Annotated in this window: 13 protein-coding genes; 5 read left to right on the forward strand and 8 right to left on the reverse strand. The window is 33.9% G+C overall.

Going from position 1 to position 12541, the window contains the following annotated elements; translation table 11 throughout:
- Nucleotides 1-3: 3 nt before the first annotated feature.
- Both J3495_RS05480 and J3495_RS05485 read right to left on the reverse strand, forming a co-directional pair.
- Nucleotides 4-558, reverse strand: a complete 555-nt coding sequence (locus J3495_RS05480; RefSeq protein WP_210665565.1) for a thioredoxin family protein — start codon at nt 556-558, stop codon at nt 4-6.
- Between the two features lie 133 nt (nt 559-691).
- Nucleotides 692-1585 carry an alpha/beta fold hydrolase gene (locus J3495_RS05485; RefSeq protein WP_210665566.1) on the reverse strand — a complete coding sequence of 298 codons (894 nt, stop codon included), beginning with the start codon at nt 1583-1585 and terminating at the stop codon, nt 692-694.
- A gap of 136 nt (nt 1586-1721) precedes the next feature.
- On the opposite strand from J3495_RS05485, the gene J3495_RS05490 reads away from it, so the two are divergent.
- Nucleotides 1722-2057, forward strand: a complete 336-nt coding sequence (locus tag J3495_RS05490) for a tRNA-binding protein (RefSeq protein ID WP_210665567.1) — start codon at nt 1722-1724, stop codon at nt 2055-2057.
- A gap of 37 nt (nt 2058-2094) precedes the next feature.
- Here J3495_RS05490 and J3495_RS05495 read toward each other — a convergent pair whose 3' ends face one another.
- The 4 genes from J3495_RS05495 to J3495_RS05510 all read right to left on the reverse strand — a co-directional run bounded on the left by J3495_RS05495 (nt 2095) and on the right by J3495_RS05510 (nt 5822).
- The gene (locus tag J3495_RS05495; protein ID WP_210665568.1) at nt 2095-2652 is read right to left on the reverse strand and encodes an RBBP9/YdeN family alpha/beta hydrolase; all 558 of its coding nucleotides are present in this window, start codon (nt 2650-2652) and stop codon (nt 2095-2097) included.
- A 22-nt stretch (nt 2653-2674) separates the two neighbouring features.
- The gene (locus J3495_RS05500) at nt 2675-3505 is read right to left on the reverse strand and encodes an alpha/beta hydrolase (RefSeq protein ID WP_210665569.1); all 831 of its coding nucleotides are present in this window, start codon (nt 3503-3505) and stop codon (nt 2675-2677) included.
- A gap of 92 nt (nt 3506-3597) precedes the next feature.
- Nucleotides 3598-3975, reverse strand: a complete 378-nt coding sequence (locus tag J3495_RS05505; RefSeq protein WP_210665614.1) for a PUR family DNA/RNA-binding protein — start codon at nt 3973-3975, stop codon at nt 3598-3600.
- Nucleotides 3976-4043: 68 nt separating this feature from the next.
- Nucleotides 4044-5822, reverse strand: coding sequence for an ABC transporter ATP-binding protein (locus J3495_RS05510; protein WP_210665570.1), 1779 nt, complete (start codon nt 5820-5822; stop codon nt 4044-4046).
- Between the two features lie 203 nt (nt 5823-6025).
- Between J3495_RS05510 and J3495_RS05515 the strand changes: the two genes are divergently transcribed.
- From J3495_RS05515 to yajC, 3 genes are all read left to right on the forward strand, one after another.
- Nucleotides 6026-7132, forward strand: coding sequence for a Glu/Leu/Phe/Val family dehydrogenase (locus tag J3495_RS05515; RefSeq protein ID WP_317192629.1), 1107 nt, complete (start codon nt 6026-6028; stop codon nt 7130-7132).
- Between the two features lie 213 nt (nt 7133-7345).
- Entirely contained in the window at nt 7346-8257 is a 912-nt protein-coding gene (gene nusB / locus J3495_RS05520; RefSeq protein ID WP_210665571.1) for a transcription antitermination factor NusB, read from the forward strand.
- 67 nt (nt 8258-8324) lie between these two features.
- Entirely contained in the window at nt 8325-8603 is a 279-nt protein-coding gene (gene yajC / locus J3495_RS05525) for a preprotein translocase subunit YajC (RefSeq protein ID WP_210665572.1), read from the forward strand.
- A gap of 140 nt (nt 8604-8743) precedes the next feature.
- Here the strand turns inward: yajC and pepT are convergent, their stop codons facing one another.
- Both pepT and J3495_RS05535 read right to left on the reverse strand, forming a co-directional pair.
- A complete protein-coding gene (pepT, locus tag J3495_RS05530; RefSeq protein WP_210665573.1) occupies nt 8744-10021 on the reverse strand; it encodes a peptidase T in 1278 nt (425 codons plus the stop codon).
- 317 nt (nt 10022-10338) lie between these two features.
- Entirely contained in the window at nt 10339-11199 is an 861-nt protein-coding gene (locus J3495_RS05535) for a DUF6515 family protein (protein WP_210665574.1), read from the reverse strand.
- A gap of 288 nt (nt 11200-11487) precedes the next feature.
- Between J3495_RS05535 and J3495_RS05540 the strand changes: the two genes are divergently transcribed.
- The gene (locus J3495_RS05540; protein WP_210665575.1) at nt 11488-12522 is read left to right on the forward strand and encodes a quinone-dependent dihydroorotate dehydrogenase; all 1035 of its coding nucleotides are present in this window, start codon (nt 11488-11490) and stop codon (nt 12520-12522) included.
- The last annotated feature ends 19 nt before the right edge of the window (nt 12523-12541 follow it).

Consider the following 12541-nt stretch of genomic DNA (forward strand, 5'->3'; position numbering starts at 1 on the left):
TTTCTATTTCCATTTTATGCCACAACCCATATTTGGCTTTTGAGGATTTTTTAAACTTCTGTTGTAAATTAAGGCATCGATAGCACTTCGTAAATCACTTCCGCTTAACGGAATTTCATTTCCTGGTCTCGAATCATCCAGTTGTCCATGATAAAATAATTTATCCTGACTATCAAACAAGTAAATGTCTGGCGTGCAGGAAGCATCGTATGCTTTTGCAACTTCTTGACTTTCATCAAATAAATAAGGAAAATCGATTTTATGCTGAAAGGCAAATTCGGTCATCATCTCGGGTGAATTTTCGGGATTACTGATGCTGTCATTACTCGAAATAGCGAGTACACCAAGTCCTTGTACACGATAATCATTGGCTATCATGATGATTTCGGGAACAGCGTGAAGGACAAAAGGACAATTGTTGGCTATGAAAAGAACCAATGTTCCTTTTGATCCTTTTAAATCTTCAAATGAATAAGTGTCATTCGAGTTGGTATCTTTTAATTTGAAGTTGGGAGCAATAGTTCCAAGCGGAAACCTATTTGAAGCTGTCTGTGCCATTTTTTACAGAAAATTAGTTCTTCAAATTTAACTTTTAATTTTTGTAATAAAGCGGTAGTAAAGGTAAAAAATACCCAAAGAATAAGTTCTTGCTCAAAAAAAACAGTACATCCTTTGGGTATTGGTAAAAAAATTATGAATTCAGGAAGTGTAGTAAATCCTGATTTAATTTTTCTTTTTCGGTATAAAATAAACCGTGCGGAGCTCCTTCATAGACAATGTAAGTATTGTTTGTGATGGCTTTTGCAGCTTTTTCTGAGGTAAGTTCGATAGGAACAATTTTATCGTCATCTCCGTGAATGATCAAAGTTGGTACTTTAATGGTCTGTAATTCATCTCTAAAATCAGTATTCGAAAAAGACTCAGCACATTTTAAGGTAGCTCTTGGAGATCCGGCAGAACAAAGCGCTCGATAATATTCAAGCAGCGGATTACTCAAAGGTTTATTGATAATGTTAACACCAAAAAAAGTTTTGCCAAAATTATCTATAAAAGCAATTCTGTCATCTTTGATAGCCTCCGCAGTACCTTCACTTTTTTCCTTTGGATGCCCGTAAGGATTGTCTTCTGTCTGTAATAAAAAGGGTATAACAGATGATAGTAAAACCGCTTTTGTAACTCCTTTTCCGCCATGACGGCTAAAATAACGAACCACTTCGCCACCACCCATAGAAAAGCCTACAAGAGTTACGTTTTCTAACTCTAGCTGATCGATAATTTGTTTTAAATCATCTGTTAAAGTGTCGTAATCATAACCGTTCCAGGGTTGCGATGATTTGCCAAATCCTCTTCGATCATAGGCAATTACACGATAATTGTTCTGAACCAGAAAGTCGATTTGATATTCCCACATTTCATTAGAAAGTGGCCAGCCATGAATAAGAATTACGGGTTTTCCTTGCCCATAATCCTTTACATACAACTTAACATTTTGTTCCGTTTCTATAAATTTATCACTATTAGGATGTTGCACATCAAAGTGTGAATCTCTTAAAGTGGTGTCGTTTTGAATGAGAATATTTTCCATTTTATTATTTTAAAGGAGTTGTTTTACTTAATCGCTTTTGTAAAACTAATTCTTTATTAGAAAAATATCTTACAGAATTAAGGCTGTCAATTGCAAAATTAATACGTTTGTAAAATAATTATTTAACAAATAAAAAATGGATTTGACTTGGAGTGAATTTGAAAGGACAGATATGCGTATAGGTACAATAATCGAGGTAAATGATTTTCCAGAAGCGAGAAAACCAGCTTTTCAGCTGACCATTGATTTTGGTGCAGAGATTGGGATTAGGAAATCATCGGCTCAAATTACCAAACGCTACCAAAAAGAAGATTTGTTAAACCGACAAATCGTTTCGGTTGTTAATTTTCCTAAAAAACAAATAGGCAAATTTATGAGCGAGTGTCTGGTGCTTGGTGCAGTAGGCGAGGAGGGAGACGTGATCCTGCTAGCACCCGATTTTAGGATTGAAAATGGTTTGCGTATAGGTTAATTTGTTTTTTGATTGCAAATACGGATTTTGCCGAATGTTATTTGTAAAATGCTTTGATCTTTACTATCAATTGTTCTAATATTTCCTGACCTTCTTCCCAATATTTTAAATCAGAATCAGAGTTGATGTGTCCTTTTTGCCCCACATTTACAAAATCGCTTCCCCAGATTTTGGCAAAATATTCTTTTCTTTCAAAAGAGGCGTAAGGATCATTTTCACTTGCAACCAAAATAGAAGGAAACGGTAATTGAAAAAGAGGCATTGGAGAAAAATTACGAATGCATTCGGGCGTATGTTTTGGTGAATCTACATCGGCGGGAGCTACAAGTAAAGCGCCTACCACGTTTTTACTGCTAACATTTTGTGCCCAATGCAGCACTAATGAAACGGCCAGACTATGCGCTACCAAAATAGTTGGACTATCCAGTTTATCAATTTCTTCGTTCAGTCTTGACAGCCATTCTTCCAGAATAGGTTCGTCCCAATTGTCATGAATGATTCGGCTTGAGGTTTCGAATTTTTTATGCCAAAAGGTTTGCCAGTGTTTCTCACCAGAATTTCCAAGTCCCGGTAATATTAATAATTTTGTTTCCATTGCTGGGATTTTTATGCTTCAATTATTTTTGTGGTCGTTGTTCTTTAATAATTCGATTTACTTCATTGACAAGCAAAGGAAAGCCGGGTTCGGTCATTCCGTGGCCGTATCCGTCCAATTCAAAAAGTTTGGTTTTTTTGTGTCCCGCAATTTTCATCATTCTGGCCAGATAGGCATTCTCTTCGTATCGACCTAACATTTCTAATTCCCGATCACCGGTAATTAACAAAAGTGGTGGAGCATCTGCTCGAACATAAAATAATGGGGCAAAACGGTCAATTGTTGGCTGTGTTTCCGGAATTCCATTTTCTTTTCTAATCTCAAAATGAGTGATACATTGACCGCTAAAGGGTATGAGTCCGGCAATTTTATTAGCATCGATCGTTTCTTTTTGCAGCCATTTCTTATCCAAACCAATCATTGTGGTCAAATATCCGCCTGCAGAATGTCCCGAAACAAAAATTAGTGAAGTATCGCCTCCATATTCTGCAATATGGTTGAATGCCCAAGCGACTGCGGCTGCCGCATCTTCAATACATTTTTCGGCTTTTACTTTTGGTGATAATCTGTAATTAACACCAATAATGGCAAATCCTTTATCTTTTAGGACTTCCGGAATTTCTTTATTTCCGCCTGTTAATCCTCCTCCGTGAAACCAAACTATAGTAGCAAAACCTTTGACATTTTTAGGGTAATACAGGTCTAATGTACATCTTTCTTTGATGTAACTGTCAGATTTATTGGTTGTTGAGTTGTAATATTGAATGTTTGATTTTGTCTCGTATGCTAATTTTTGTCCAAATGAAACAATTCCGATAAGGAAAAAACCAAGCAAAATAAGAAGTTTTTTCATTTTATATTTTTTTAAAATAGAAATTTAAATGTATAAAAAAAGTCCAAAATGCAGGACATATTGGACTCGTACTTTCTAAAAATATTTTAGAATTAAATATCGTCAAAATCAATATCGGTAAAACTTGATATTTGTGAGGAGGTTTCTTCTGCTTTATCAGAACCGTATTCTTTCTTAAAATCTTTTTGATGTCTTTCAGATATTACTTCTTCGCCTTTGTGGTTCAAGACATACGAAGTCATTTCTTCTAGTATTTCGGCAAAAGCACTAAAATCTTCTTTGTATAAATAAATTTTGTGTTTTTTAAAATGAAAAGAACCATCTTCTTCAGTAAACTTTTTACTTTCTGTAATTGTAATGTAATAGTCATCAGCTTTGGTAGCTCTCACATCAAAGAAATAAGTTCTTCTTCCTGCTCGTAATACTTTAGAAAAAATCTCTTCTTTTTCTAACATGTCGTTTTCTCTCATAATACGTTCTATCATTTTTGGAATTAATAGTACTCAAAAATCATAAAAAATTATCGATTACACAACAATTAAAGTAATTCTTTTTCTGAAAGTTGTTTTAAATATAACGCTGAATAATAACCTTTTTGATTTATTAATTGATTATGAGAGCCTTGTTGTATTATACGTCCATCTTCGAGAATAATTATTTTATCGGCATTTTTTGCCGATGAAATGCGGTGACTTACAATTATAGTAGTCTTATTTTTACAAATTTCAAATAAATTATTCAAAATTGTTTCTTCTGTTTCAGTATCAACTGCAGACAAGCAATCATCAAACAACAAAATAGCCGGATTTTTAATAATGGCTCTAGCGATAGAAACACGTTGTTTTTGCCCACCCGAAAGTGTTATGCCTCGTTCTCCTAAAACAGTGTCGTATTGTTTGTTAAAGGTGATAATATTATCATGTACTACAGCATTCTTTGCTGCTTCGATTACTTCTTCATCAGTGGCATCTTGATTTCCAAATTTGATATTATTTTTAATGGTATCCGAAAACAAAAAAGCATCCTGAGGCACAATTCCGATATTGTTTCTTAAATCATTAAGATTCAAAGTGCTGATTTCGTTGTGATCAATTGTAATTTTTCCATCGGTTACATCATATAAACGTGAGATTAGAGATAATATTGTAGACTTTCCGGAACCTGTTTTTCCTAAAATTGCCAGCGTCTCTCCTTTTTTTACGGTAAAAGAAATATTCTTTAAAGCCTCTATTTCTGTATCTTCATACGTATAACTCACATTTTCAAAAGCAATAGAACCTTCAATATCAGATGAATTTGGATTGTTGTTTTTGATTTCGGGTTCGATTTTCAAAAACTCATTCAAACGTTTCTGTGATGCTTCTGCCTCCTGTACCATCGATGAAACCCATCCTAGAGAAGCTACCGGCCAGGTAAGCATATTTACATACAAAATAAACTCGGCGATTGTACCAAGACTTTTGATGGTTCCGTTGATGTACATTACACCTCCAAAATAAATTACAACAAGATTACTTATTCCGATTAAGGCAATCATTAAGGGGCCAAATAATGATTGTACTTTTGCCAGATTCAAACTTTTACTTTTGCTTTCGTCTGCAAGTGCTATCATATTATTTTGATGCTGATTTTCTAACGAATGTGCTTTTATAACACGAATTCCCGAAAATATTTCTTGAGAAAAACTGGATACTTTAGACAAATATTGCTGAAAAATGGTGCTTCGTTTATTGATTTCTGAACTTAGTTTGAAGATGCAATAGGACAGAATGGGCAATGGCAAAATAGTGTACAGGGTTAATCTGGGCGACACATTATACATATATAGGATCACGATCGCAAAGCGAATAAAAGTATTGATCGTGTACATCACGGCTGGCCCAACGTACATACGAACCTTTGAAACGTCTTCGCTGATACGGCTCATTAAATCCCCCGTACGGTTTTGTTTGTAAAAATTCTGTGATAAATTTTCGTATTGTTTAAATACTTCGTTTTTCAAATCAAATTCGATGTGACGTGACATTACGATCAAAGTCTGGCGCATCAAGAAAGTTAAAAAACCGGCAACGATCGTTGTGGCGATGATTAACAGTACATTATGAATTAAATCCTGACGATATGAATCAATAACAACCTGTGAAGTTTGCTGAGCAGCTGGTAATTTATCAAACTTTTCGATGGCATTCAAAGACTTACTAATAAGTTTTGGTGTAAATAAGGAAAATATTTGTGCGATTATAGTGATTAAAATACCGAGTGAAAAACTGTATTTGTATTTAATAAAATATTTATCTAAATAACGTAATTCTTTCATTTTTATAAGATATTCGATGTTTAAACCGATTGATTTTGTAAATTATTCTCAAAATATTACAATAGGAGCGTCAATATTCGCAACTCGTACTATTTATTGTATTGCTAATTTAAAACTAAAAAATTAGCACATGTGTATTTTTTATTTAAGTTTGAATAGTCTTTTTGATAAATTCATAATTTTAACAAATAAATCGTAACACTATGGATGCAACTTTTGCAACTGGAAAGGAACTTCAAAAAATGGATCCTGTTTTTGGTCAGTTATCTTTTGACGATCACGAACAAATTGTATTTTGCAATGACAAAGATACAGGTTTAAAAGCAATTATTGGTATTCATAATTCAGTTATGGGACCAGCTTTAGGAGGTACTAGAATGTTTAATTATACTTCTGAATGGGATGCTTTAAACGATGTTTTGCGTCTTTCTAGAGGTATGACCTATAAATCTGCTATCACTGGATTGAATATTGGTGGTGGTAAAGCTGTCATTATTGGAGATGCTAAAACGCAAAAAACGCCAGAACTGATGCGTAAGTTTGGTCAATTTGTACACTCTCTAGGTGGAAGATATATTACTGCCGAAGATGTCGGAATGGAAACAAAAGACATGGATACGGTAAGAGATGTAACGCCTTATGTTACGGGTATCTCTGAAGAAAGAGGTGGCTCAGGAAATCCTTCTCCCATAACAGCTTACGGAGTTTATTTGGGTATGAAAGCTGCCGCTAAAAGCCAATTTGGTTCGGATGTTTTAGAGGGTAAAAAAGTTTTGGTACAAGGAATTGGCCACGTTGGTGAAGCTTTGGTTGAATATTTAACTAAAGAAGGAGCAATCGTTACAATTGCGGATATCAACGAAGAAAAATTATACGAAGTAGCTCAAAAATACAACGCCACGATTTATTCAGGTGATGATTTGTACACTGCCGATGTAGATATTTATGCGCCATGTGCAATGGGAGCCACTATTAACGATAATACTGTTAATAAAATTAAAGCTAAAGTGATTGCCGGTGCTGCAAACAATCAGTTGGCAGATGAGAATATTCATGGAGCAAGATTGCAGGAAAGAGGCATTTTGTATGCACCTGATTTCTTAATCAATGCTGGTGGAATTATCAATGTGTATGCAGAGCTTGAGCATTATGGCAAAGCCGAAATCATGAGCAAAACCGAAAATATCTACAATACAACTTTAGAAATTATAGAGTATGCTGTGGCAAACGGTATGACTACACATAAAGCGGCATTGACAATTGCTCAAAATCGAATTGATTTGAGAAAAATAGAAAATAGCAAAAAATAAGAACAGTTTACTGTTTTTTGCAATGCTTATTTAAAGTCTAAAAAATCTTACAAACAGATTTTTTAGACTTTTTTTATTTTTAAAGTTCTTTGACTTCAATGCTTTTTTTATTGGTTTTAATTTTAATATCAATTGTTAAATACTTAATTTTGCAGACTAATTTTTAAATGTTCTTACAAGGTGGTAAATAGAAGACACATACGCGTCAAAGTAATGCAATCCATTTATGCAATGCATCAAAGTGGTTCTGATAATCTCGAAAAAGAAGAGAAATTTCTTTTTTACAGCATCGATAATATTCAGGATTTATACCTTATAATGCTTTCTTCGTTGATCGAAATTTGTAAAAAAGAGTCTGTTTTTTTGCATCTTTCAAGTAAAAAACATCTGGCAACTGCTGCAGAACGTAATCCGAATGAGAAATTTATCAAAAACAAAATTTTTCAACTTCTTGCCGAAAGTAACTCGTTAAGTATTGCTCTTGAAAATCGTAAGATCAACAATTGGTCCTTAAACGATGATTATATTTTATTGCTTTTGAATGATATAAAAGCAAGTGATCTGTATGTTAAGTACATGAGTAACACCACGAATACTTTTGAAGAAGACAGACAATTTGTAATCGATTTATTTGCTGAGGTTATTGTTCCTAACGAAAAATTATACGAGTATTTAGAAGACGATAAACTTACGTGGGTTGATGATATTCCTGTTGTAAACACACATATCATCAAACAATTGAAGGCAATAAAAACAGAAGATTCAGATGATTTTAGAGTGCCAAAATTGTACAAAGATGTAGAAGATAAAGATTTTGCCAAAGATTTGTTTAGAAGAACAGTTTTAAACGAATCGATTCTGGCAAAAGAATACGATGATAAAACACCAAATTGGGACAGCGACAGAATTGCCGAAATTGATACCATTATTTTGAAAATGGCGATTTGCGAATTTTTAAAATTCCCTTCAATCCCTGTAAAAGTAACACTTAACGAATATTTAGAAATCGCCAAAGAATATTCTACTCCAAAAAGTAGTATTTTTATCAACGGAATTTTAGATAATCTGGTAAAAGAATTACAAGCCAATAAAAAAATGGTAAAAGTGGGAAGAGGTTTGATGTAATAGAAAAACTCAAATTTGTAAACCCAAAAATTTTTAAAATTAATAATAACAAAAATAAAACTATATTATGTCAGATTTAATAAAATTTGCTCCTTATTTGCTAATGTTCGTTGTACTTTATTTCTTTATGATTATGCCTGCTCAGAAGAAAGCAAAAAGAGAAAAAGAATTTGCTCAAAGCCTAAAAGTGGGAGATAAAATCATCACTATTGGTGGAATTCACGGAAAAGTGGTTGAACTTTCTGAGGCAACATTGGTAATCGAAACCATGTCTGGAAAATTAAAAATTGACAGATCTGCTATTTCTGTAGAGAAAACAGCTTCTATTGCGGTTAAAAAAGCATAATTTCTAAAATTTCAATACAAAAAATCCCAAATTCTGGAGTCGATTAGCTCAAGAATTTGGGATTTTTTATGTTTGGTTTGTAAATTATAATTGCAATTATGATTACTTATTCAAAAAAATCGCATAGCATCAGCGAATTTTTATTTTCTGCTTTTGGTTGTTTCTTTTAAGTCAAAAATACCTGGAATAGCTGTTAATTCAGCAATTTTTACAATAACTTCAGTCGCTTTCTGAATGCTTTCTGCAGGAACATATTCGTATTTTCCATGAAAGTTATGACCACCGGCAAAAATGTTCGGGCAAGGCAATCCCATGTATGATAATTGCGAACCATCTGTTCCGCCACGAATAGGTTTGATGATGGGTTTGATGTTTAACTCGCGCATCGCTTTTTCGGCAATATCTACGATATATTTTACGGGAGTCACTTTTTCTTTCATATTGTAATACTGATCTTTTACTTCAGCAATTGCAATATCTTCTCCAAATTGTTTGGCGTATTTTTTATTGATTTTTTTGGTGATTTTCTCAATTAAATCTTTTCGCTTCTCAAATTTTGCCTTGTTGTGATCGCGAATAATAAGTTCTAAAACCGTTTCTTCGATGCTTCCTGTTACGTGATGAACGTGAAAAAAACCTTCATAACCTCTCGTTTCCTGAGGAGTTTCTCCTTTCGGAAGAGCATCAATAAAATCATTGGCAATCAACATAGAGTTGATCATTTTTCCCTTAGCATAACCCGGATGAACACTTTTTCCTTTGAAGGTAATTTTAGCCCCTGCGGCATTAAAATTTTCATATTCTAATTCCCCAATTTGGCTTCCATCCATTGTATAAGCCCATTGCGCGCCAAATTTGGCTACATCAAAATGATGCGCTCCACGGCCAATTTCTTCATCGGGCGTAAAACCAACCCTGATTTTCCCGTGTTTAATTTCAGGATGCTGTACTAAATATTCCATTGCCGAAACAATTTCAGTAATTCCTGCTTTATCGTCGGCACCTAACAGAGTTGTCCCATCCGTAGTGATAATGGTTTGACCTTTATATTGTAATAAATCTTTGAAATAATTAGGAGATAAAACAATGTTTTTTTCCGCATTCAAAACAATATCTTTTCCGTCGTAATTTTCAATAATTTGCGGTTTTACATTTGCTCCACTAAAATCTGGCGAAGTATCAAAGTGGGAGATAAATCCAATTGTAGGTACTTCATGCGCAACATTGCTTGGCAAAGTCGCCATGATATAGGCTTTGTCGTCTATGGTAACGTCCTCTAGGCCAATTGTTTTTAGCTCTTCTACTAATTTATGAGCAAGATTCCATTGTTTTTCAGAGCTTGGTGTAGTTTGAGAATTTGGATCTGATTCAGTATCAATAGTTACATAACTGATAAAACGATCTATAAGGTGTTGCATTTTTTAATTTTTTAGCAAATATAAACAATTATTGAGGCAAGTTAATCAATATAAAAGCGATTGATTTTTTTGTAAAAATGTAAATAGAGCTGAATTTTAGCACCAAGAATACTTCTTAATTAGAAGTCTAGCTGATATGTTTTGGTTTATTTGTTATTTTAAGTTTTTCATATTCAGTATTTTTTGAAGGATCATAAATAAAAATGACCTTATTAAATAAATGTTATTCAATAAGGTCAAAAAATATAATTTTTAAACATCCGTTTTGCGGAATCACAACTAATTAAAATTCTATATTTTATTCAAAATAAAACTTTTTAATTGTCTTCTTCAACAAGAACAACTTCATATTTATCTTTTCCATCATCTTGTATCGGCTGATAATACGTTTCTCCAAATTTGATGTATTTTAGATCTCCAATGGTAACTTCTTCACCGCCTTCAGGTAAGCTTTCTACAATAGTTCCAGCTGTCGGAGCAACCACTCTATACGAACTTCCTTCTTTTTCATAGTAAGTACCTCCGTAGTAGTAATTGTTTACGGTTCCTGTATTTACAGTCTGTACGCCACTTGGTATATAATTTACAGTTCCGCCAACGGGAGCAGGAATGGCTTCGTAACCGCCTGTCGCAGGAGAATACCAAACACCTTGATCGTAATGATATTGAGTGTTTTCAACGCGAACTACAACTGCTGTAACGGCCAATGTTCTAACAAAAAATCCCCAAGGATGCCATACTGGTCCCCAATAAAATGGTCTGTAAGGATGGTAATAATACGGGTGATAAGCATGATATCTATAACCGCCATATCTATAAGGTTGTCGGGCATACACAACAGTATTTCTTCTCACAACAGTGTTACGATTGTTGCGTACATTTACATTATTGTTTACGTTGACCGTCACATTATTTCGGCTTTTATTGACAGTGGTGTTTCTTACGGTGGTGTTTCTTCGAACCACTTTGTTGTTGCTTGCGTCAGAATTCCTTCTATCGTTAGTAATCTTTCGGTCTCTAATTTTTGAAGAAGAAGTTGACGGTCTTGCTGATTGAGTGCTACTAGCTCTGCGATCGCTAGTGTTGCGCTGTGCCCATCCGCTCATGGAAATTAAAAATAATGATCCCATAATCCCAATGAGAATCGGCATTTTAAGTGAATTTAATATATTTTTCATTTCTAAATTATTTTTGGTTTAATACTGATTAGACAAAAAATATTGCATTTGGTTTAAGATGTAAAGTAAAAATGATCTTTATACTATTAGAATTAAGCGTTTTATCTTTTTCTAATTGTCTGTTTAAAAATAAATTAACACTAAAGTACTAAAATTCGTAAATGATTTTAAAAATGGTGTTAGTTCTATTTTTGAGTCGGATAACAAAGATAAAAATTTGTTTGCTCTAAAAAAAGATGCATTTTAGCGTATAATAATTAAATTTGCACACTCAAAACAACAACTACTATGTACAAACTGATAATTCGACCGATACTTTTTTTATATGACCCAGAAGAGGTACATTATTTTACTTTTTCTTTTGTAAAATTCATTTCAAAAATACCGGGAGTTTCATCAATTATCAGGTCAATTTATGAAGTGAAAGATAGCCGTTTAGAGCGTGAAGTTTTTGGAATTAAATTTAAAAATCCTGTTGGGCTTGCAGCAGGATTTGATAAAGATGCTAAACTATATAAAGAGCTTTCAGATTTTGGTTTTGGATTTATCGAAATCGGAACGGTGACGCCTGTCGGGCAGGAGGGAAATCCTAAAAAACGATTGTTTCGCCTCAAAGAAGATCAGGCAATTATTAACAGAATGGGATTTAATAATGGAGGAGTTCTGGAAGCTGTGGCACGTTTAAAAAAGAATTCTGGAGTTTTAATTGGAGGAAATATTGGTAAAAACAAAGTGACTCCCAACGAAAATGCCGTTGACGATTACCTCATTTGCTTTGACGCTTTGTTTGATCATGTTGATTACTTTGTAGTCAATGTGAGTTCGCCTAATACCCCCAATTTACGAGCCTTGCAAGACAAAGAGCCCTTGACCGCTCTGTTGCAAACTTTGCAAAACAGAAATGTAGAGAAGCAAAAAACAAGTACACAAAAAATAAAACCGATTTTGCTAAAGATTGCCCCAGACCTTACAGACGAGCAATTATTAGACATTATAGATATTGTAAAAACGACTCAGATTGCGGGCGTGATTGCGACCAATACCACTATTTCACGTGAGGGTTTACAATCTGCCAATCAATCAGAAATGGGTGGTTTGTCAGGAAAACCATTAACCAAGCGTTCGACAGAAGTGATTCGTTTCCTTTCTGAAAACAGCAACAAAGCATTCCCGATTATCGGCGTGGGAGGTATTCATTCTGCCGATGATGCGATCGAAAAACTACAGGCAGGTGCTAGTTTGGTACAGCTTTATACAGGTTTTATTTATGAGGGTCCCGCTTTAATAAAATCGATAAACAAAAAGATTTTAAAACAATTATAGTACTTTTTTTAGCAATAAA

The sequence above is a fragment of the Flavobacterium geliluteum genome (assembly GCF_017948595.1).
GTDB lineage: Bacteria > Bacteroidota > Bacteroidia > Flavobacteriales > Flavobacteriaceae > Flavobacterium > Flavobacterium flavipigmentatum.